This window comes from Kitasatospora sp. NPDC088346, assembly GCF_044740765.1.
In the GTDB taxonomy this organism is placed as follows: Bacteria; Actinomycetota; Actinomycetes; order Streptomycetales; family Streptomycetaceae; genus Kitasatospora.
This window is the reverse complement of the sequence record NZ_JBIURH010000011.1, coordinates 21,743-42,453: the sequence shown is the minus strand read 5'-3', so window position 1 is coordinate 42,453 and position 20,711 is coordinate 21,743. Positions and strand designations below refer to the sequence as shown.

19 protein-coding genes are annotated in these 20,711 nt (G+C 74.0%); 9 read left to right on the top strand and 10 right to left on the bottom strand.

All coding sequences use genetic code 11. The features are described from left to right. The first annotated feature begins 34 nt into the window (after nt 1–34). Both ACIOFR_RS16960 and ACIOFR_RS16955 read left to right on the top strand, forming a co-directional pair. Nucleotides 35–490, top strand: a complete 456-nt coding sequence (locus ACIOFR_RS16960) for a roadblock/LC7 domain-containing protein (protein WP_400997528.1) — start codon at nt 35–37, stop codon at nt 488–490. A gap of 72 nt (nt 491–562) precedes the next feature. After that, complete coding sequence (locus ACIOFR_RS16955) at nt 563–937, top strand: hypothetical protein (protein WP_400997526.1); 375 nt, start codon at nt 563–565, stop codon at nt 935–937. A gap of 69 nt (nt 938–1,006) precedes the next feature. Here the strand turns inward: ACIOFR_RS16955 and ACIOFR_RS16950 are convergent, their stop codons facing one another. The 6 genes from ACIOFR_RS16950 to ACIOFR_RS16925 all read right to left on the bottom strand — a co-directional run bounded on the left by ACIOFR_RS16950 (nt 1,007) and on the right by ACIOFR_RS16925 (nt 9,278). Then, entirely contained in the window at nt 1,007–3,388 is a 2,382-nt protein-coding gene (locus ACIOFR_RS16950; protein ID WP_400997523.1) for a collagenase, read from the bottom strand. 184 nt (nt 3,389–3,572) lie between these two features. Further along, complete coding sequence (locus ACIOFR_RS16945) at nt 3,573–4,550, bottom strand: ABC transporter ATP-binding protein (protein WP_400997521.1); 978 nt, start codon at nt 4,548–4,550, stop codon at nt 3,573–3,575. Further along, on the bottom strand, nt 4,547–5,563 hold the full coding sequence (locus ACIOFR_RS16940) for an ABC transporter ATP-binding protein (RefSeq protein WP_400997518.1): 1,017 nt from the start codon (nt 5,561–5,563) through the stop codon (nt 4,547–4,549). Before ACIOFR_RS16940 ends, ACIOFR_RS16945 begins: the two co-directional genes overlap by 4 nt. Then, entirely contained in the window at nt 5,560–6,549 is a 990-nt protein-coding gene (locus ACIOFR_RS16935; protein ID WP_400997515.1) for an ABC transporter permease, read from the bottom strand. Before ACIOFR_RS16935 ends, ACIOFR_RS16940 begins: the two co-directional genes overlap by 4 nt. Then, nucleotides 6,546–7,523, bottom strand: a complete 978-nt coding sequence (locus ACIOFR_RS16930) for an ABC transporter permease (RefSeq protein WP_400997512.1) — start codon at nt 7,521–7,523, stop codon at nt 6,546–6,548. The genes ACIOFR_RS16935 and ACIOFR_RS16930 overlap by 4 nt, the downstream gene beginning before the upstream one ends. Before the next feature lie 15 nt (nt 7,524–7,538). After that, nucleotides 7,539–9,278, bottom strand: coding sequence for an ABC transporter substrate-binding protein (locus ACIOFR_RS16925; protein WP_400997510.1), 1,740 nt, complete (start codon nt 9,276–9,278; stop codon nt 7,539–7,541). Nucleotides 9,279–9,513: 235 nt separating this feature from the next. Between ACIOFR_RS16925 and ACIOFR_RS16920 the strand changes: the two genes are divergently transcribed. After that, on the top strand, nt 9,514–10,977 hold the full coding sequence (locus ACIOFR_RS16920; RefSeq protein WP_400997508.1) for an aminopeptidase P family protein: 1,464 nt from the start codon (nt 9,514–9,516) through the stop codon (nt 10,975–10,977). A 13-nt stretch (nt 10,978–10,990) separates the two neighbouring features. On the opposite strand, the gene ACIOFR_RS16915 is transcribed toward ACIOFR_RS16920, so the two are convergent. Together ACIOFR_RS16915 and ACIOFR_RS16910 are read right to left on the bottom strand one after the other, a co-directional pair. Continuing rightward, nucleotides 10,991–12,016, bottom strand: coding sequence for a nitronate monooxygenase (locus ACIOFR_RS16915; protein WP_400997505.1), 1,026 nt, complete (start codon nt 12,014–12,016; stop codon nt 10,991–10,993). A gap of 122 nt (nt 12,017–12,138) precedes the next feature. After that, entirely contained in the window at nt 12,139–12,903 is a 765-nt protein-coding gene (locus tag ACIOFR_RS16910) for an SDR family NAD(P)-dependent oxidoreductase (RefSeq protein ID WP_400997502.1), read from the bottom strand. Nucleotides 12,904–13,176: 273 nt separating this feature from the next. Between ACIOFR_RS16910 and ACIOFR_RS16905 the strand changes: the two genes are divergently transcribed. From ACIOFR_RS16905 to ACIOFR_RS16890, 4 genes are read left to right on the top strand one after another with little or no spacing between them, the layout of a single operon-like run. After that, nucleotides 13,177–14,199: an ABC transporter ATP-binding protein gene (locus ACIOFR_RS16905; protein ID WP_400997499.1), complete on the top strand. Its 1,023-nt coding sequence runs from the start codon at nt 13,177–13,179 to the stop codon at nt 14,197–14,199. Further along, nucleotides 14,196–15,023 carry an ABC transporter permease gene (locus ACIOFR_RS16900; protein WP_400997496.1) on the top strand — a complete coding sequence of 276 codons (828 nt, stop codon included), beginning with the start codon at nt 14,196–14,198 and terminating at the stop codon, nt 15,021–15,023. Before ACIOFR_RS16905 ends, ACIOFR_RS16900 begins: the two co-directional genes overlap by 4 nt. Continuing rightward, nucleotides 15,023–16,246 (top strand): sensor histidine kinase, encoded by a 1,224-nt coding sequence (locus ACIOFR_RS16895; RefSeq protein WP_400997494.1) that lies wholly within the window; start codon nt 15,023–15,025, stop codon nt 16,244–16,246. Before ACIOFR_RS16900 ends, ACIOFR_RS16895 begins: the two co-directional genes overlap by 1 nt. Next, entirely contained in the window at nt 16,243–16,905 is a 663-nt protein-coding gene (locus ACIOFR_RS16890) for a response regulator (RefSeq protein ID WP_400997492.1), read from the top strand. The genes ACIOFR_RS16895 and ACIOFR_RS16890 overlap by 4 nt, the downstream gene beginning before the upstream one ends. Before the next feature lie 11 nt (nt 16,906–16,916). On the opposite strand, the gene ACIOFR_RS16885 is transcribed toward ACIOFR_RS16890, so the two are convergent. Together ACIOFR_RS16885 and ACIOFR_RS16880 are read right to left on the bottom strand one after the other, a co-directional pair. Continuing rightward, the gene (locus ACIOFR_RS16885; RefSeq protein ID WP_400997489.1) at nt 16,917–17,549 is read right to left on the bottom strand and encodes a response regulator; all 633 of its coding nucleotides are present in this window, start codon (nt 17,547–17,549) and stop codon (nt 16,917–16,919) included. Beyond that, nucleotides 17,546–18,754 (bottom strand): sensor histidine kinase, encoded by a 1,209-nt coding sequence (locus ACIOFR_RS16880; protein ID WP_400997487.1) that lies wholly within the window; start codon nt 18,752–18,754, stop codon nt 17,546–17,548. Before ACIOFR_RS16880 ends, ACIOFR_RS16885 begins: the two co-directional genes overlap by 4 nt. Nucleotides 18,755–18,933: 179 nt before the next feature. On the opposite strand from ACIOFR_RS16880, the gene ACIOFR_RS16875 reads away from it, so the two are divergent. Further along, a complete protein-coding gene (locus ACIOFR_RS16875) occupies nt 18,934–20,004 on the top strand; it encodes an FtsX-like permease family protein (protein ID WP_400997485.1) in 1,071 nt (356 codons plus the stop codon). After that, a complete protein-coding gene (locus tag ACIOFR_RS16870) occupies nt 20,001–20,696 on the top strand; it encodes an ABC transporter ATP-binding protein (RefSeq protein ID WP_400997483.1) in 696 nt (231 codons plus the stop codon). The genes ACIOFR_RS16875 and ACIOFR_RS16870 overlap by 4 nt, the downstream gene beginning before the upstream one ends. The last annotated feature ends 15 nt before the right edge of the window (nt 20,697–20,711 follow it).

Here is a 20,711-nt window from a genome sequence, read left to right as displayed (position 1 = left end):
TTCCGCCCGCCCTTGTCCCCCGCCCGACCGAGTCATGAAGCGCACCTTGCGACAGTTCACCGCCCGTAGGCCTCCCGTACTGATCGACCCCGAGTTGCTCTCCGAGCCCGAGGTGCTCACCGAGTTGCGCGGACTGCGCGCCCGGGTCCCGCACCTGACCGGCAGTCTGGTCGCCACCACCGACGGCCTGGTGGTCGCCCACGACACCACCAACCTGGAGCCCTCCGGGGTGGCCGCGCTCACCGCCGCCGCCCTCGGGGTCGGTGCCCGGCTGGCCGAGGCGACCGGCCAGGGCAGCTTCCGCGAGCTGCTGACCAGGGGCGAGTTCGGCTACACCGCCACCTACGCGGCCGGCGCGTACGTGGTGCTGACCCTGCTCGCCGGGCCGGAGGCCAACATCGGCCGGCTGCACCTGGAGGCCCGCCGGGCCGGGCGCCGGATCGAGGCGCTCACCGAGGCCGCGCTGGAACGCCAGGACCAACGGGACTGACCCGTACCGCCGACCATCCGCAGCACGACCGAACACCCGTCACCACCACGAAATCCCCACGGAAGAGGACCCATGGCCAGCACCGACAGCGCACTCAAGGACATCATGAACTCGATCGACGGCACCATTGGTGTCGCTCTGGTCGACTACAACAGTGGAATGGCGCTCGGCACACTCGGCGGCGGCCCCGACCTCGATCTGAACGTGGCCGCCGCGGGCAATACCGACGTGGTCCGCGCCAAGGTCAGGGCGATCGAGCTGCTGGGTCTCAAGGAGGCCATCGAGGACATCCTGATCTCGCTCAGCAGCCAGTACCACCTGATCCGGCCGCTCACCGGCCGCACGGGCAAGGGGCTGTTCCTCTACCTCGCCCTGGACAAGGGCCGCGCCAACCTCGCGATGGCCCGCCACCAGCTGAAGCGGATCGAGGCCGACCTGGAGGTCTGAGGCCGAGTGAGGCCCGGTCGGGCGCGGCCCGCTGTTACGGTTCCCCGCCGTCGCCCGACCGGGGGCTTTTCACCGGCGGAGCGGACCCTCGCAGGTGTAGTCGGAGGTGCCGGCCCGGCCGCCCGGCCAGACGTCGACCTTGCCGAAGGAACAGTTCATGTCGTCGAGGTTGTTCGCGACGCCCTTCGTCCGCTGCAGGATGAAGTAGTCGACGGTGGACGACATGTCCTTGAACACCGCGTCCGCGCTGGTGGAGTCGGTGAGGTTGGCGGTGATCCGGCCGGTGCAGACGAACCGCATCGGCTTGTTGTTCCAGTCGCCGTTGTCCTTGCAGGACGGGGTGGACCGGGTGGCACCCGCGAACGCCGCCGCGACCTCGGAGGGGTAGGCGAACTTCAGGTACCCGTTCGGGGTGAACGAGGTGTTCGGGACGTACAGGCCGGGGATTTCCGCGATCCGGGCGTCCAGGAAGGCGTCGTACTCGGCCTGGAGGCCCGCGTCGGCACCGGCGCGGGTGCGCCAGGCGTCGAACTCGGCCGGGTCGTCGGCCCGCAGGTAGCCGTACATCTCGCGCAGCCGCGAGGGGTGCTGTATCCACAGGAACTCGAAGAACGTGCCCGCGTAGTTGTAGAAGTGGAACGCGGGGGTGTCGGTGTAGCGGGCGTGGAGAAGCTCGTTGACGGTCATCCGCGCGATGCCCGCCGCCTCGTCCTGGGCGAGTTTGTTCACCAGCGACCTGCGCACCAGGACGCCCTGGTCCCGGGTGGCGCCGTCGAAGAACTCGGCGGTGCCCTCGTCCATGGCGGTGGTGAGGTCGTCGGCGTACCAGCGCGGCTCGCCGAAGGTGCCGGGGGTGGCCCAGCGACCGTTCAGGTAGTGGGTGTACTCGTGCCGGAACAGCTCCTCCAGGGTGAGCGTCGAGTCCTGCGGCACCCGGCGCTGGTAGGTGTAGAAGGTGGCGCCGTTCTCGATGTAGACGCCGCCGTTGCTGGTCGTCATGCCGGTCAGCAGCGGGTGGTAGACCTCGTAGTCGGCCCGCGAGGCGTACAGGTGGATGTGCAGCGTGGAGTTGACGTCCCCCGCCAGCGGCACGTCGGTGCCCAGGACCCGGAAGAACTGCGTCTTCACCTGCTTGCTGGCGTAGTACATCTGGTCCACGGTCGCCCGGTCGAGGGCGGTCCGCACCTCCAGCGCCCCGTTGTCGTACGTGTAGGTGTTCGGGAAGAGCTTGGCCTCGATCTGCGCGGTGCAGACGCCGAACCGGTCGCAGACGCCGTAGTAGTTGGCCCAGCCGACCGCCTTCACCCAGGGGCCCGAGAACTCCCCGAACGCCGCCTTGGTGGTGTCCAGGAGCGGGCCCAGGTCCGCGCTGACCGCGGCACGCAGCGAGGCGATCTGGCCGAACCGGCCGTACTCGGCCACCGCGTCGCGGGCGACCCAGGCGTTGGCGGTGCCCTTCAGGTGCGCGGCCGAGGCGAAGGCGCGGAACGCCGCGCGGTAGTCGGCGTCGGCGGCGACGGCCGCCATGAACGCCGGGTCCTGGTTGTAGATGCCGAGGTAGTTGACGTTCAGCGCGGCGAGAGCGGCGTTGCCCCACTGCGTGCTGCCGGCCACCCGGGTGCCGGGGCCGAACGCGGCGAGGATCCGCTTGACCAGGCCCAGGTTGTTCTGCCGCAGGCCGACACTGCCGGCGGTGATGGTCATCTCGCGGAGGATCGCGGCGGCCTGGTCGGTCGCGTCGAACGCCCGGGGGTTGGCCGAGCAGGCGTCGATCGCCCGCTGGACGGCGGCCAGGGTCGCGGCGTCGGTGATGTCGATCTGGTCGTGGTTGAAGTCGAAGTAGACCGTGGCGTGCAGGAACGTCCACAGCTCGTACAGGTGGGCGCCGTCGGTGCCGTCGTGGGCGGCCGCGAGCTGGGTGATCCGGTCGGCGACGGCCTGGACGTGGGCGTCGTCCATGGCGGTGGCGTACCCCGCGTTCCAGGTCCACAGGAAACCGGCCAGACAGCCGTCGGCGGTGACCGCCGGGTCGGTGAGGAAGGCCACCAGCTGGGCCGGCCCGAGTCCGCTCATCCCGGCGGCGGTGCAGGGCACCCCCGCCGCGGTGGAGCCCGGAGCACCGACGGGTGCGGCCGGACCGGCGATCGGGGCGGGCGCCCCGACCCGGTCGGGCAGCCGGCCGGGCAGCAGCGTGTCACCGAGCGAGCCGCCGCCCGGTGCGGGGGCCGCACCGCCCGCCTTCGCGGTGGCGGCGGCGAGGTGGTCGACCTCGTCGTAGGCGCTCGGCGTCGATGCGGGCGCCACGGTCTGCGCGGCGGAGCTCGGTGCGGCGGGAGCCGCGGGGGCGGAGGCCGCGCCGATGGCCTGCGCACTCTGGACGGCCGGCAGCGTGAGGGAGGCGGCCAGCGCGGCGGCGAGCAGGACTCTGCGCGCGGTACGGGGAGTTGACACTCGTGCTCCTGAACATGTGGGGGAAATCGTGGGGGGTTGAGAAATGCGGACGCACGCCGTACCGCCGCCCCGCGCGGCCCCCATGGGGGAGGCCACGCGGGCCGGGGCGCGTGGGTGCCCGCTCGCCGGACGGCAGGCGGCAACCGGCAACCGGCAGCCCGACGAGCGGGCGCCGGCGCCCTGATCAGGCCTCGGGGAAGTGGCAGGCCGCCTGGCGGCCGCTGTCCGGGGCGGTGATCTGCAGGAGCGGTGCCTCGGTGCGGCAGAGGTCCTGCGCCTTGGGGCACCTGGGGTGGAAGGTGCAGCCGCTGGGCGGGTTGGCGGGGCTCGGCGGGTCGCCGAGCAGCACGATCCGTTCGCGCCGGCGTTCGGCCAGCGGGTCGGGCAGCGGTACGGCGGAGAGCAGCGCCCTGGTGTAGGGGTGGGCGGGCCTCTCGTACACCTGGCGCTTGTCGCCGATCTCGACGATCCGGCCGAGGTACATCACCGCGACCCGGTGGCTGATGTGCTTGACCACGGCGAGGTCGTGGGCGATGAACACGTACGCCACGCCGAGTTCGCGTTGCAGGCGTTCCATCAGGCCGACGATCTGCGCCTGGATGGAGACGTCGAGGGCGGAGACCGGTTCGTCGGCGACGACGAGTTCGGGGCGGGTGGCGAGGGCGCGGGCGATGCCGATCCGCTGGGCCTGGCCGCCGGAGAACTGGTGCGGGTAGCGCTCCAGGTGTTCGGGGGCGAGGCCGACCAGGCGGACGAGGTCGCGCACCTCGGCGGCGGTCCTCGCCGGTGCGGTGCCCTGGGCCCGCAGCGGGGCCGCGATGATCTGCTGGACGGTCTGCCGCGGGTTGAGCGAGGCGAACGGGTCCTGGAAGATCATCTGCAACTTGCTGCGCAGCGGCCGCAGTTCGCGCTGCCCGGTGCGGGTGATGTCCTGTCCGCGGAAGCCGATCGAACCGGCCGTCGGGTCGAGCAGCCGGACCAGCATCCGGCCGGTGGTGGACTTGCCGCAGCCGGACTCGCCGACCAGTCCGAGGGTCTCGCCGGGCCGGACGTCGAAGGAGACCCCGTCGACGGCCCGGATGCCGGGGCGCCGGCGGAAGGTGCCGCTCCGTCCGGGGAAGGTCATTCCCAGGTCCTGCACGGTGAGCAGGGCTTCCGTCATGCGGTCGCCTCCTTCTGGAAGCCGCGGCCCTCGGACGGCGAGTCCAGCAGGCAGGCGGTGCGGTGGTGCTCGGCGACCAGCCGCAGCGGCGGACGCTGCTCGGTGCAGGCCCGGCGGCCTTCCTCGGACGCGGCCCGGTAGACCGCGCAGCGCGGGTGGAAGGGGCAGCCGGCCGGCGGGTCGAGCAGGGAGGGCGGGCTGCCGGGGATGGAGACCAGGGCGTCGCCGTCGGCGGCGTCCAGGCGGGGCAGCGAGTCCAGCAGGCCGCGGGTGTAGGGGTGCCGCGGTGCGGTGAACAGGGTTTCGGCGGGGGCCTGTTCGGCGGCCGAGCCGCCGTACATGACCAGGACCTCGTCGGCGACCCGGGCGATCACGCCGAGGTCGTGCGTGATCATGATGATGCCGAGTCCGCGGTCCTGCTGGAGCTTCATCAGCAGTTCCAGCACCTGGGCCTGGACGGTGACGTCCAGGGCCGTGGTCGGCTCGTCGGCGATGATCAGGTCGGGTTCGCAGGACAGGGCCAGGGCGATCATCGCCCGCTGCCGCATGCCGCCGGAGAACTGGTGCGGGTACTCCCCCGCCCGGCGGGCCGGTTCGGGGATGCCGACGTCGCCGAGCACCTCGACGGCGCGGGCCCAGGCCGTCCGGCGCTTGCCGCCGAAGTGCGCCTGGTAGGCCTCCGCGATCTGGTCGCCGATCGTGAAGTAGGGGTGCAGCGAGGTGAGGGCGTCCTGGAAGACCATGGCCATCCGCCGACCGCGCAGGGCCCGGACGGTCTCCTCGGGGGCGCCGATCAGTTCGGTGCCGTCGAACCGGACGGATCCGGTGACCTCGGCGCCGCGGTGCAGGCCCATGACGGCCAGCGAGGTGACGGACTTTCCGGAGCCGGACTCGCCGACGATGCCCAGGGTCCGGCCGGCCTCGACGGTGAAGTCGACTCCGCGGACGGCCCGGACGGTTCCCTCCGCGGTGCTGAACTCGACTGCGAGGTCCTTGACTTCGAGCAGGGTCACGACAGCCTCGCCCTCGGGTCGATCCAGGCGTAGACCATGTCCACGATCAGGTTGGAGGTGACGATGAAGAAGGAGGCGAGCAGGGTGATCCCCATGATCACCGGCTGGTCCGCCTTGTTGAGCGAGTCGGCGAAGAGCTTGCCGACACCCGGGAGGCCGAACAGCGACTCGGTGATCAGTGCTCCGGCCAGCAGGCCGCCGAGGTCCATGCCGAGCATGGTGGCCACCGGCGTGAGCGCGGGCCGCAGGCCGTGCCGGCCCACCACCCGGCGTTCCGGCAGCCCCTTGGCCCGGGCGGTGCGCACGAACGGCTCGGCCATCGTCTCGATGACGGAGTTGCGGGTCATCCGGGCGTAGATGGCGGCGGACATCAGGGCGAGCGTGATCCAGGGCAGGACCAGGTTCTCGATCCAGCCGAACGGGTCCTCGCCGAAGGCGATGTACCGGGGGTAGGGGATCAGGTCCATCACCGAGACGACGACGTAGAGCAGGATCATCGCGGTGAAGTAGACCGGGAGGGCGGCGACGCCGATGGTGCCGACCATGACGGTGCGGTCGAGCCAGGTGTTGCGGCGCAGCGCGGAGACCACGCCGGCCGTGACGCCGAGCACCAGCCACAGGACGGCCGCGCCGACGGCGAGCGAGGCGCTGGCCGGGAGGCGGTCCATCATCAGGTCCCAGACCGGCTGGGCGCTCTGGTAGGAGTAGCCGAAGCAGGGGAAGTCGCACTGCACGGCGTAGCTGCCGCTGCCGAGGGTCTGGCCGGCGAAGACGCCGACCAGGTAGCGGCCGAACTGGACGGTCAGCGGGTCGTCCAGGCCCATCTGCTGGCGGACCAGCAGGATGCGTTCCGCCGAGCAGTCCTTGCCGCAGAACTGTGCGGCCGGGTCGGTCGGCAGGAGGTAGAAGACGGCGAAGGTGATGGCGCAGATCACCACGAGGGTCAGGGCGATGCCGATCAGCCGCCGGACCAGGAATCCGATCATGCCCGGCTGCCCTTCGGGTCGAGGGCGTCGCGCAGTGCGTCGCCCAGCAGGGTGAAGGCCAGCACGACCAGGAACAGGCAGGCGCTGGGCAGGACGAAGAACATCGGGTCGACCTTGTAGTAGGGCACCGCGTCCGAGATCATCTGGCCCCAGGAGGGCGTCGGCGGCCGGACTCCGACGCCGAGGTAGGTGAGCGCGGCCTCGGCGCCGATCAGGCCGGGGATCGCCAGCGTGACGTACACGATGATCGTGCCGGTGAGGTTGGGCAGGATCTCGGTGAACAGGATCCGGGCGCTGGAGGTGCCGCAGGCGCGGGCGGCCTCGACGTACTCGCGGTGTTTGAGCGAGATGGTCTGGCCGCGGATCAGCCGGGCGATGTAGGGCCAGCCGAAGACGCTCATCACGGCGATCAGCAGCAGGATGCGGTTGGCGTCCCGGGCGACGGAGAGCAGCGCGATCATGAAGATCAGGCTGGGGAAGGACATCATGATGTCCATGAAGCGGCTGATCGCGGCGTCGGTCCGGCCGCCGAAGTAGCCGGCGCTGATGCCCAGCAGGACGCCGATCACGGTGGTGATGACCGCGGCGCTGAAGGCGACCAGCAGGCTGATCTGACCGCCGTACAGGAGCCGGGCGAAGATGTCGCGGCCGAGGCCCGGTTCGACGCCGAGCCAGTGCTCGGGGCCGATGCCGCCGAGCGGCTCCTTGGGCACGCCGCCGAGGTAGAGGTTGAGGGCCTTCTTGTCGGTGTCGGACGGGCCGTGGCCGCTGATCGCGGTGAGGACCGGGGCGAGCAGGGAGCACAGGACGAAGAAGACGATGATGCCGAGGCCGACCATGGCGGCCTTCTGGCCGCGGAGCCGGTGCCAGGCGAGGCGCCAGGGCGAGGCGGGGGGCGCTGCGGGTGCGGGGGCGGCGGGGCTGACCGCCGCCCCCGCTCCCCGGGCGGCTGCCTCGGAGAGCGGGGCGGTCATGGGGTCGGCTCCTGACTACTTGACGGACTTCAGGCCGATGACCGCGTAGTCGATCTGGCCGGACCACACCGGGTGGGCGTAGGCGCCGGCGATGTTGGAGCCGACCAGCAGCGGCTTCTTCTGCCAGGTCAGCGGGACGGCCGGCGACTTGTCCATGATCTTGGCGTCGAGGGCGAGCCAGGAGGCGTTGGCCTTCTGCAGGTCGTCCAGGGCGGCGATCCGGTCGAGCTCGGCGATGGTCTCGGGGTCGTTGAACCGGCTGTTGTTGCCGTTGTTGCTCTTGTCCTTGATGGAGCGGCCGTCGAAGATCATCGGCAGGAAGGTCGCGGCGGACGGGTAGTCGGGGCACCAGCCGCTCATCGACAGGCCGGGCTGCTTGTCCTTGTCGCCGACGATCGAGTTGACGGCCGTCGGGTCGACCGTGGTGACGGTGACCTCGACGCCGACCTTCTTCAGCGAGGCCTGGATCGACTCGGCCTGCGCCTTGGCGCCGGTGGAGGTGACCAGCTCGGTCTGCAGCCCGTTGGCGAAACCCGCCTCGGCCATCAGCGACTTGGCCTTCTCCGGGTCACCGGCCGGCTTGATCGTGAAGTGGTCGATCGGCGCGCCGGCGGTCAGCACCGGAGGCAGGTAGGTGGTGGCGACGTCGTTGAACGCCGGACCGCCCACCGCGGCCGCGAAGGCCTCCTTGTCCACCGCGTACTGCAGGGCCAGCCGGAGCTTGGGGTTGTCGAACGGCGCCTTGCTGGTGTTCATCACCAGCATCGAGGTGCAGCCGGAGTTCTCGCTGATCAGACGCTTCTTCAGGTCCGGGTTGGTGAGCACCTCGCTGACCTTCGCGGAGACCAGGTCGACGTAGGAGATCGCGTTCTTGTCCTCGCCCTGGTCGGCGATCAGCCGGTCCGCGATGCCCGCGCCCTTGAGGGTCTGCTCGACGACGATCCGGTCCGGGTACGCCTTGCGGACCGGGTCGCTCTTCTCGTCCCAGCTGGTGTTGCGGACCAGCACCATGCGCTTGCCGCGGTCGTACTCCTCGATCTTGTACGGGCCCGAGGAGACCGGGTGGTTGCTGTAGTTGGCGCCGGTCTCCTTCGCCTTCGGCACCGGCGAGAAGGTCGGCAGGGTGACGGTGTAGCCGAACTCCGCGACCGGGCGCTTGAGGTGGAAGACGATGGTCTTGGCGTCCGGGACCTCGATGGCCTCCTTGCCCAGCCGCTCGCCCTTCAGCGGGCCCTGGTAGCCGTCGGGGGCGTTGAGGTAGCGCACCGCGTAGTCGGGGCCGCCGGCCAGCTCGGGCGAGAAGGAGCGCTCGACGTTGTACTTGACGTCGTCGGCGACGATCGGGGTGCCGTCCTCGTACTTCAGACCGTCCTTCAGGTGGAAGGTCCAGGTCTTGGCGCCGTCGCTCGGGGTGCCGAGGTCGGTGGCCAGGTCGGGCTCGATCTTCAGGCCCTCGGCGCCGGGGGCCGCCTTGAACGTGGTCAGGGTGCGGTAGAGCATCCGGACGCCGACGTCCATCACCGGCATGGTCCAGTTGCGGGCCGGGTCGAGCTGGTCGAAGTCCTGGTTGGAGAGGATGGTGAGGGTGCCGCCCTTGACCGGCGTCCCGCCGATGATGCCGTTGCCCTCGGTGGTGACCCCTGCCTGGTCGCCGGCTCCGTCGGCGCTGCCGCCGTTGCTGCTGCACGCGCCGAGGCCGAGGGTGAGGGTTGCTGCGATCGTCGCCGCCAGGGCGACGTGGGTACGCCTGTTCATGGTGAACTCCGAGATGGGGGGCCACTGCTGAGGCCCGGTCCGCCCCGGGGCTGATCCGGGGCCACACCGGAGGGGCGACCTGGGGTCTAGCCCCTCCGGGATGTGACCCGTAACATAGTAATGTGAAATTGCACTGGCAAGAGCTGATGCCGCCCGTTACCGAGCCGTGTCCTCCCCGGGCCCTGACCCGCCGCCAGTCCCCCCGGTTCCACCCCAGGCCAGAGGAGTCGCAGCAGTGACCGCCGAGCCCACCCCCCGCCTGCACACCGGCAGCCACGACCTGCCCGTCCCGCCCGCCCTCGACGCGTTCATGGGCACCGCGTGGGCCGCCACCCCGCTGCCCGCCGGCGAGCGGGTGCCCGGCCACGACGCCACCCCGGCCCGCCGCCGCCGGCTCGCCGCCGCCTTCCCCGGCGAGCGACTGATCGTCCCCGCCGGGCAGTTGAAGGTCCGCAGCAACGACTGCGACTACCGCTTCCGCCCGCACAGCGCGTACGCCTGGCTCACCGGCCTCACCGGCGAGGAGCAGGTCGGCCACGTCCTGGTGGTCGAGCCCGACGGCGAACCGGTGCTCCACCTGCGCCCGCGCTCGCCGCGCGGTGGCGGCAGCCCGTACGGCTCCGAGTTCTACCGCGACCGCCGCTACGGCGAGTTCTGGGTCGGCCGGCGGCCCGACCTGGCCGAGGCTGCCGAGCTCACCGGTGTCCGCACCGCCCACCTGGACGACCTGGCCAAGCTGTTCACCGGCCCGCAGCCCACCACCCGGATCCTGGCCGGCATCGACCCGGTGCTGGACTCCCTCGCCGGCCGCCCCGACACCGCGACTGACCCGGCGGACGCCCGACTCGCCACCGTGCTCTCCGAGTTGCGCCTGGTCAAGGACGTCTGGGAGGTCGGGCAGCTCCAGCTCTCGGTCGACCTCACCACCACCGGCTTCGAGGACGTCGTCCGGGCCCTGCCCACCGCACTGCGCCACGGCCGGGGCGAACGCTGGCTGGAGGGAACGTTCAACCTCCGTGCCCGCGCCGAGGGCAACGGCACCGGCTACGACACCATCGTGGCCTCCGGCGCCCACGCCTGCGTGCTGCACTGGATCCGCAACGACGGCGCCCTCGACCCGTCCGAACTCCTGCTGCTCGACGCCGGCGTGGAGACCGACTCCCTCTACACCGCCGACGTCACCCGCACCCTCCCGCTCTCCGGGACCTTCTCCCCCGTCCAGCGTCAGGTCTACGAACTGGTGCTGGCCGCCCAGGACGCCGCCATCGCCACCCTGCGCCCCGGCGCCAGCTTCCGGGACTTCCACCGGGCCGGCATGCGGGTGATCGCCGAGGGCCTCGCCGACTGGGGCGTGCTGCGGGTCTCCGCCGAGGAGGCCCTGCACGAGGACAGCGGCCTGTTCCGCCGCTACACCCTGTGCAGCAGCGGCCACATGCTCGGCCTGGACGTCCACGACTGCGCGAAGGCCCGGGCCGAGACCTACCTCGACGGCGTGCTGGAGGAGGGCATGGTGCTCACCGTCGAACCCGGCCTCTACCTCCAGCCCGACGACGAGACGCTGCCGCTCGAACTGCGCGGCATCGGCGTCCGGATCGAGGACGACCTGGTGATCACCGCCGACGGCGCCCGGCTGATGTCCGGGGCGCTGCCGCGCACGGTGGCCGGCATCGAGGAGTGGATGGGCGCCCTGCTGGGCTGACCGCCGGAGCCGCCTACCCCGCGAGCGCCCGGACGACGTCCGCCGCCGGGCCGGTCCGGGCGAGCCGGTGGCCCGTCCCGGCCCAGAGGTGCATCGCCTCCAGGTCGCCGCGCCCGGCCGCCGCGGCCCGCAGCGGCTGGGTGAGGTGGTGCACCTCCGGGTAGGCGGTCGGCGCGTACGGCTCGTAGCGTTCGATGAAGGCGTTGCGCAGCCCGCGCGCCGGCCGGCCGGTGAAGGCCCTGGTGACGGCCGTCGCGGTGAACCGCTCGTCCACCAGCGCCGCCCGGTGGGCCGCCGTGGCCCCGGACTCCGTGCAGCGCAGGAAGGCGGTGCCGAGCTGGGCGGCCACCGCACCGGCCCCGAGGGCGGCGGCCAGGCCCGCGGCGTCCGCGATGCCGCCGGCGGCGATCAGCGGCAGGTCCACCTCGGCGCGCACCTCGGCCAGCAGGTCGAGCAGCGGTACGGTGCCGGGCGTCGCCGCGGCCCGGTGGGTGGCCCGGTGGCCACCGGCCTCGGGGCCCTGCACCGTCAGCACGTCCATCCCCGCCTCGGCCGCCGCCCGCGCCTCGGCGGGCGAGGTCACGGTGCCGACCTGGACGGTGCCGGCCGCGCGCAGCGCCTCGGCCTCGGCCGGGGAGGGCAGGCCGAAGGTGTAGGAGACCACCGGCACCGGGTCGGCCAGCAGCAGCGCGATCTTGGCGTCCCAGTCGTCCCGGTCGGGGGCGATCACGGCCGGCAGGTCGACGCCGTACCGCTCGGCCTCGGGGCGCAGCCGCTCCCGGTAGGCCGCCACGGCCCCCGGGTCGCCGGGGTCGCCGGGCTCGGCGGGCACGAAGAGGTTGAGGCCGAACGGCCGGCCCGTCAGTTCCCGGACGGCCCTGATCTGTTCGGCCACGGCGGCGGCGCTCCGGTAGCCGGCGGCCAGGAAGCCGAGCCCGCCGGCGCCGTTCACGGCCGCCACCAGCTGCGGGGTCGAGGCGCCGCCCGCCATCGGCGCGGCCACCAGGGGCACCTCCGGACGGAACGCGTCCACCGTCATCTGCCACTCCCCTCGGGCCGGTTCGCCCCCACCCTAGCCGCTGCGGGCCGCTCGGCCGCGGTGGCCGTGTCAGGTCACCCGGGTGGGCGCGGTCCGGTGGCGCCCGGCGGCGGGCCCGACGCCTACCGGCCCAGCACCGCACCGCCGTTGAGGCCGATCACCTGTCCGGTCAGGTAGCCGGCCGCCGGTGAGGCGAGGTAGCCGACGGCGGCCGCCACGTCGGCCGGGGTGCCGGCCCGGCCCACCAGGGTGTCGGCGATCTTGCCGGCGTGGAACTCCGGGGTGGCCCGGTCGCCGAAGATCGGGGTGTCGGCCACGTAGCCCGGGGCGAGCACGTTGACGGTGATGCCGTCCGGCCCCAACTGCCGGGCCAGGCCGAACGCCCAGCCGTGCAGCGCCGCCTTGGCCGCCGCGTACGAGCCGGCCGAGTGGGCGCCCGCACCGCCGCGCTGGGCCGCCGCCGAGCTGATCAGGACGAGCCGGCCGCCCGGCCGCCGCAGGTGGTCGAGCAGGGCGCTGGTGAGCAGCACCGCGGTCAGCAGGTTGGTGTCCAGGTCGCGCCGCCAGGCCTCGGCGAGTGCGGCCAGGCTGTCGTCGGCCGGTGCGGTCACGATGGCGCCGGCGTTGTTCACCAGCACGTCGACGGGCCCCAGGGCCGCGATCTCCGCGGCCGCCCGGGCGACCTGTCGCGGGTCGGTCAGGTCCGCCGGGACCGGGTGGATCCGCGGTGCGCCGACCTCCTCGTCGATCTCGGCCCGGGCCCGTTCGAGGAGTTCGGGCCGGCGGCCGATGACGACCACCCGGTCGCCCTCCGCCGCGAAGACGCGGGCGATCGCCCGGCCGATCCCCGTCCCGCCGCCGGACACCACCGTGAGCCGATCCGCCATGGGTCCCCCGTTCACCCCGGCGACCGTCGCCGGACCGCCACCCTACTGACCGGTAGCCGGACGGGTGCGGCGGGGCCCGGTGCCGCCCCGGCTGCAACCGGGGTTGTACGCGCCTTCCACCTGCGGGCGCACACCGCGCCCGGCCGGTTCAGCCTTCGGGCCGTCGTCCCGGCCGGCCACGGAACCTAGCGTGGTGACCGGGTCGGCGCCACGGTCGACCGCACCGGCCCGCGCCACCAGTTGACGCCCTCTCACCCGCGAGGACCCGCTCCCGTGATCGAAGCCCACCACCTGACCAAGCGCTACGGCGACAAGACCGCCGTCACCGACCTCGGCTTCACCGTCCGGCCCGGCGCCGTCACCGGGTTCCTGGGGCCCAACGGCGCCGGGAAGTCCACCACGATGCGGATGATCCTCGGCCTGGACGCGCCGACCACCGGCCGGGTCACGGTCAACGGGAAGCGCTACGCCGAGCACCGGGCGCCGCTGCACGAGGTCGGCGCGATGCTGGAGGACCGGTCGGTCCACACCGGCCGGTCCGCCTACCACCACCTGCTCGCACTGGCGGCCACCACGGGCATCCCCCGCCGGCGGGTGGAGGAGGTGATCGACCTGGTCGGCCTGCGTCAGGTGGCCCGTCGGCGGGCCGGCGGGTTCTCGCTCGGCATGGGCCGGCGGCTCGGCATCGCGAGCGCGCTGCTGGGCGACCCGGCCACCGTCGTCCTCGACGAGCCGGTGAACGGTCTCGACCCCGAGGGCATCCTGTGGATCCGCACCCTGCTCAAGGAGTTGGCCGCCGAGGGCCGGACGGTCCTGGTCTCCTCGCACCTGATGAGCGAGATGGCGCTGACCGCCGAGCACCTGATCGTGATCGGCCAGGGACGGCTGATCGCCGACACCTCGGTGGCGGAGTTCGTGCGTCGCGCGGCCCGCGACACGGTCCTGGTCCGCACCGGCGAGGCCGGGCGACTGTCGGCCCTGCTGGCGGCGACGGCCGCCTCCGTGGTGCCCGGCGAGCCGGGCGCCCTGGAGGTCACGGGCCTGAGCAGCGAGCGGATCGGCCGGCTCGCCGCCGACCACGGGATCGCGCTGACCGAGCTCACCCCGCACCGGGCGCCCCTGGAGGAGGCGTTCATGGAACTGACCCGGGACGCGGTCGAGTACCGGGCCCCGGAGCGGGCGGTGCCCGGGGCCGCGCCGGGCTTCGTACCCGGTGCCGTGCCGCGGGTCGTACCGACCACCGGCGCGCGGGCCGTACCGACCGCCGGCGCGGGCCGCCGGGGAGGTGCGGCATGACCGTCCGGCCCTTCGCGCCCGCCGTCCGGGCCCGCACCGGCCACGGCCGGGTCACCCGGGCCCGCGTGCTGCACTCGGAGTGGGTCAAGCTCCGCACGCTGCGCTCGACCGCCGTCACCCTGGCCGCCGCCGTCGCCGCGCTGGTCGGCCTGGGGCTGCTCTTCACGGGCGTCACCGCCGACCGCTGGCCGACGCTCGGCGAGGAGGAGCGGGCGGTCGTCGACCCGACCGCGCTGAGCCTGGTCGGCTTCTTCCTCGCGCAGCTCGCGGTCGGCGTGCTGGGCGTGCTGGTGGTCACCGGCGAGTACGCGACCGGCATGATCCGGGCGACGTTCTCGGCCGTCCCGGACCGGCTGCCCGTGCTCTGGGCCAAGGCGGCCGTGTACGCGGCGGTGACCTGGCTGCTGATGACGGCCGGCGCGCTGGTCGCCTTCCTGAGCGGCCAGGCCCTGATGGAATCCACCGGCGTCGCCACCTCGCTGGGCGACCCGGGGGTGACCCGCGCGGTGCTCGGCACCGGCCTGTACCTGACCGCGGTGGCCCTGCTGAGCGTCGGGGTCGGTGCGGTCGTCCGCAACACCGCGGGCGGGACGGCCACCGTCCTCGGCCTGTTGCTGGTCGTACCGGAGGTGGTCAGGGCGCTGCCCTCGACCTGGGCCGACACCATCGGCCCGTACCTGCCGAGCAACGCCGGTCACGCGCTCTGCGTCCTGCGCCCGGACGAGCACACCCTGGCGCCCTGGACCGGCTTCGCGGTCTGCTGCCTGTACGCGGTGGCGGCGCTGGCGGGCGCGGCCGTCCTGCTCAAGCGGCGGGACGCCTAGTGGCGGGACACGTCGAGGCATCCGCACCACCGGCGGCCCCGCCCCGGCGCGGCCGTCCGCCGCGCCGCCCGGCGCTGCCGCCGCCCGTCCAGGACGTCCTGCTGGTGGCCGGGTTGTGCGTGCCGACCGTCATCGCCGTCCGCCACGGCATGTCCGACCGGCCTTGGGAGCTGGCCCTCCAGGCGGCGCTGGTGCTGCCGCTGCTCGCCCGCCGCCGGGCGCCGCTCGCGGTGTTCGGCGTGGTGGCCGCGGCCGCGGCCGTGCAGTGGCTCGCCGGCGTTCAACTGCCCGCCGACGCCGCACTGCTGGTCGCGCTGTACACGGTGGCCTCCCGGGTGGGCCGCCGGCCCGCCCTGGTGGCCGGTCTCGCCCTGGAGACGGGCATCGTGCTGGCCGGCGTCCGCTGGTCGCCCGAGGGCCGCTTCCTCGGCGACACCGTCACCCTGACCGCGATGGCCGTCGCCGCCGGCGTCACCGGCACCACCGTACGGACCAGACACGCCCACCTGGCCGCGCTGGAGGACCGGGCGGCCGGCCTGGAGCGCGAGCGCGACCAGCAGGCCCGGCTCGCGGTCGCCGGGGAGCGCGCCCGGATCGCCCGCGAGCTGCACGACGTCGTCAGCCACAACCTGTCGGTGATGGTGGCGCTCGCCGACGGCGCGGTCTTCGCCCAGCCCCGCTCCCCCGAGCGGGCGACCGCCGCGATGCGGCAGGTCTCCGACACCGGACGGCAGGCCCTCACCGACATGCGGCGCTTCCTCGGCGTGCTGCGGGCCGACGAACCGGACGCGCTGCGCCACCCGGCGCCGGGCCTCGCCCAGTTGGAGTCCCTGGTGGAGCAGGTCCGGGTGGCCGGGCTGCCGGTACGGCTGGACGTCGCGGGCGACCCCGCCCCCGTGCCGGCCGCGGCGCAGCTCACCGTGTACCGGCTGGTGCAGGAGGCGCTGACCAACAGCCTCAGGCACGCCCCGGCCGGCACCCGCGCCGAGGTCAGGGTGGGCTGTTCGGCGGGGGCGGTCACCGTGGAGGTGGTCGACGACGGCCGTGCGGCGCCGGCCGGCCCGGCCTCGCCCGGCGGGCACGGCGGGCACGGCCTGCCCGGCATGCGCGAGCGGGCGGCCGCCTACGGTGGACGGTTGGAGGCCGGCCCGCTGCCGGGGGCGGCCGGATGGCGGGTGGCGACCAGGCTCGGCCTGGGGCCCGCCGGGGAGGAGGGGGTGTGACGATCCGGATCCTGCTGGTCGACGACGAGCCGCTGCTGCGGATGGCGTTCACCATGGTCCTGGAGGCGCAGCCGGACATGGTGCCGGTCGGCGAGGCCGGGGACGGCGCCGAGGCCGTCCGGCTGGCCCGCCGGCTCGCGCCCGACGTGGTGCTGATGGACGTCCGGATGCCCGGCACGGACGGCATCGAGGCGACCGCCCGGATCGTCCGGGACTGCCCCGGCACCAGGGTGCTGATCCTGACCACCTTCGACCTCGACGAGTACGCCTTCGCCGGGCTGCGGGCCGGTGCCTCGGGCTTCCTGTTGAAGAACGCCCTGCCGCAGGAACTGCTCGCGGCGGTCCGGGCGGTGGCCGCCGGTGACGCGGTGGTCTCCCCCCGGATCACCCGGCGGCTGCTGGAGAACTTCGCCGACCGGCTCCCCGCCGGTGTCCCCGGCCCGGACGGCGAACGGCTGGAACGGCTGACCGCCCGGGAGCGCGAGGTCCTGGTGGAGGTGGGCCGTGGCCTGTCGAACCTGGAGATCGCCGCGGGTCTGCACGTCGCGGAGGCCACCGTGAAGACCCATCTGAACCGGATCCTGGCCAAGTTGGAGCTGCGCGACCGGGTGCAGGCCGTGGTGTTCGCCTACGAGTCCCGGTTGGTCCGGCCGGGCTGAGCGCGGCGAGGTCAGGCGGGCCGGATCAGCCCCGAGCCGAGCCCGGCCGCGATCGCGCCGGTGCGGCTGTCGACGCCCAGCTTGCCGTAGATGTGCACCAGGTGGGTCTTGACGGTGGCCTCGCTGATGAACAGCCGCTTGGAGATCTGCCGGTTCGCCAGGCCCTCGGCGAGCAGTTGCAGGATCTCGCTCTCGCGCGGCGACAGGGTCGGCCGCCCGGAGCGGACCCGGCCGAGCAGACGGGCGGCGACCGGCGGGGCGAGCACCGTCTCGCCGCGGGCGGCGGCGTGCACGGCGGCCGCGACGTCCTCCGGCGGCGCGTCCTTGAGCAGGTAGCCGGTGGCGCCGGCCTCGACGGCGGCGAGGATGTCGGCGTCGGTGCTGTAGGTGGTGAGGATGAGGACGGCCGGCGGGTCGGGCAGCGCGGTGATCCGACGGGTGGCCTCGACGCCGTGCATCCCGGTGCCCATCTGGAGGTCCATCAGCACCACGTCCGGCCGCGGCGCCGGGCCGTCGAGCAGGCGCAGTGCCTCGGCGCCGTCCGCGGCCTCGCCGACGGCGGTCACCTCGGGCAGGTCGTCGACCATGGCGCGCAGGCCGCGCCGGACCACCGGGTGGTCGTCCACGATCAGGACGCTGATCACCGGGCACCCGCCTCGGCGAGCACGGCCGCCCGCAGCGGCAGGGCCGCGGCCACCGCCGTCCCCTCGCCCGGGGCGGACTCCACCGTCAGGCCGCCGCCGAGGGCGGCGATCCGCTCGCGCATGCCGTGCAGCCCGAAGGTCCGGCGGTCACCGTCCGCCGGGGCGTGCGGATCGAAGCCGACGCCGTCGTCGAAGACGTCCAGGGTGACCTCGTCGTCGAGGTAGGCGAGGGTGACCGCGATCCGCTCGGCGCGGGCGTGCCGGACGGCGTTGGCGAGGGCCTCCTGGGTGAGGCGCAGCAGGGCGACCTCGGCCTCGACGGGCAGCGGGTACGGCTCGCCGTCCAGGTGGAAGTCGGCCCGCGCACCGCCGGCCAGACGGCGCAGTGCCTCGGTGAGGGTGGTGTCGTCCAGGGCGGGCGGGGTGAGCGCGTGGACGAAGCGGCGGGCCTCGGCGAGGTTGTCGGAGGCGGTCCGGCCGACCTCGCGGATCCGGCCGGCGGCGGCCTGCGGGTCGCCGGGCAGGGCGGCGTCGGCGGCCCGGGCGAGCAGCACGATCGAGGACAGGCCCTGGGCGAGGGTGTCGTGGATCTCCCGGGCCAGGCGCTGCCGCTCGGCGAGCCGGCCGGCCTCGCGCTGGGAGGCGGCGAGCTCGTCGCGGGTGCGCACCAGGTCGTCGATCAGCCGCTGCCGTTCGCGGCTCTCCCGGTAGAGCGCCGCGTAGCCGTACGCGGTGAGCAGCGCGACGGCCGCGCCCGCGACCGGGCCGAGGACCTTGGCGGTGGTGAGCCCGCCCTCGGTGCCGGCCTGTGCGGCGACCACGACGGCGGTGAGCGCGGCGACGGCGAGCACGGCGCGGCGGGTGGGCAGCAGGTGCAGGCAGACGAAGTGCAGCGGGAAGGCGAGGTAGCAGAACTCGGGGTGGACCATGGTCAGTGCGATCCAGACCAGCACCACCGCCGCGAGCCAGAGCCCGGCCCACCGCCGGGTGGTGCGGATCCGCTCCACCACCCCGCCGGCCGCGTACCCGGCGGCGAGCAGGGCGGCCGTGGCCAGACCGGCGGCCCCGAGACCGCCGTCGAGCACGCCGCGGACGGCCAGCACGCCCAGCAGGGCGAAGAACAGCCCGTGCAGGGCGAGGTTCATCAGCCGCAGGGCGGGGGTGTCGGCGGTGTGGCCCGGTGCGGGCGTCTCGGTGCGGGTCACGCCTCCCGAGGGTACGGGGTGCCCCGGGCGGGGCCGAGCGGCCGGGCATCAACCGTTCGATGGATTCCGGGGTGCACCCTGCGGCGGAGGGCGGACCGGTTCCTCTCCACGATGGCAGCGGCGGCCCGCGCGGCCAGGGTGGTGGGTGGAATCGCACGTCCCTCCACCGGAAGGTCCCCGTGTTCGTCGCACTGCGTGACATCCGCTTCGCCAAGGGCCGGTTCGCGCTCATGGGCGCGGTCGTCACCCTGATCACCACGCTGGTCGTGTTCCTGTACGGCCTGACCGGCGGCCTGGCCTCGGCCGCCTCCTCGACCGTCGCCGGCCTCCCCGCCGACCGGGTCGTGTTCGGCGCACCCGACGGCGCCGCGCCGACGGTCTCGTTCGCCAACTCGACCGTCTCGGCCGGGCAGCAGGCGGCCTTCGCCGCCGCCCCCGGGGTGACGGCCGTCCACCCGCTGGGCATCGCGATGACCAGGCTGACCGCCACCGACGCGGCCGCCTCGGTCAGCGTGGTCGGCTCCCCCGCCGCACTGCTGCCGCCGCTGCGCCGGGGCGCGGCCCCGCAGGACGGGCAGGTCGCGGTCGGCGCGGACCTCGCGGCCCGGTACCACCTCGCGCCGGGCGACCAGGTCCGGGTCGGTCCGAGCCCGCTGACCGTCTCCGGGATCACCGAGGAGCGCTCGTACGCGCACGCGCCCGGCGTCTGGACGACGCTGGCCGCCTGGGAGCGGATCAGCGGCCAGACCCGCCCGACGGCGCTGGCGCTGAGCGGCTCGCCCGCGGGCCCGGCGGCGCTGGACGCGGCGCAGGGCACCGTGACGGTGGCGCTGGCCGACGCGCCGGCGGGGATCAGCGGGTACGCGGCCGAGCAGGGCAGTCTGCAGCTGATCCAGGGCTTCCTGTTCGCGGTCAGCGCGCTGGTGGTGGGCGCGTTCTTCACGGTCTGGACGGTGCAGCGCCGTCCGGACGTCGCGGTGCTCAAGGCGGTCGGCGCGAGCAGCGGCTACCTGGTGCGGGACGCGCTGGCGCAGGCCGCGGCGGTGCTGCTGGCCGGGGCGTCGCTCGGCGGCGCGGCCGGCGGGCTGGGCGGGCTGCTCGCGTCCGGCTCGGTGCCGTTCGAGGTCGGCCCGGCGACGGTCGCGGTCCCGGTGGCCGCGATGGTGCTGCTGGGCCTGGCCGGGGCCGCGCTCGCGGTCCGCCGCATCACCTCCGTCGACCCGCTGGCCGCGCTGGGAGCCTCCCGATGACCACGACCGTGCAGACCACCCGTACCGGCCTCGCCCTGCGCGGGGTGACCCTGAGCTACCCGGACGGCGAGAGTCGGCTGACGGCGCTGGACGACGTCTCGCTGACGGTCGCGCCGGGCGAGTTCACCGCCGTGGTCGGGCCGTCCGGCTCCGGCAAGTCGAGCCTGCTGGCGGTCGCCGCCACGCTGCAGCGCCCGGACCGGGGCGAGGTGGTGGTGGACGGCCTGGACGCGGGCGCGCTGGGCGACCGGGCCCGGACGGCGCTGCGCCGCGACCGGCTGGGGATCGTCTTCCAGCAGTCCAACCTGCTGGCCTCGCTGACCGCCGTCGAGCAGTTGCTGGTGCTGGAGTCGGTGCGCGGCGGCCGGCCGTCGGCGGCGCGGGGCCGGGCCGAGGAGCTGCTGTCCTCGGTCGGGCTGGACGGGCCGAAGCAGCGCCGCCGTCCGCACCAGCTCTCGGGCGGCGAGCGCCAGCGGGTGAACATCGCCCGTGCGCTGTTCGGCCGGCCCTCGGTGCTGCTGGTGGACGAGCCGACGTCGGCGCTGGACCACGAGCGCGGTGCGCGGATCGTCGACCTGCTCGCCGAGGTCACCCGGACCCACGGGACGGCGACGGTGATGGTCACGCACGACCGCGAGCTGCTGGGCCGGATGGACCGGGTGCTGCGGATGGCCGACGGCCGGCTGGTCTGAGCAGCGGCCGCTGGT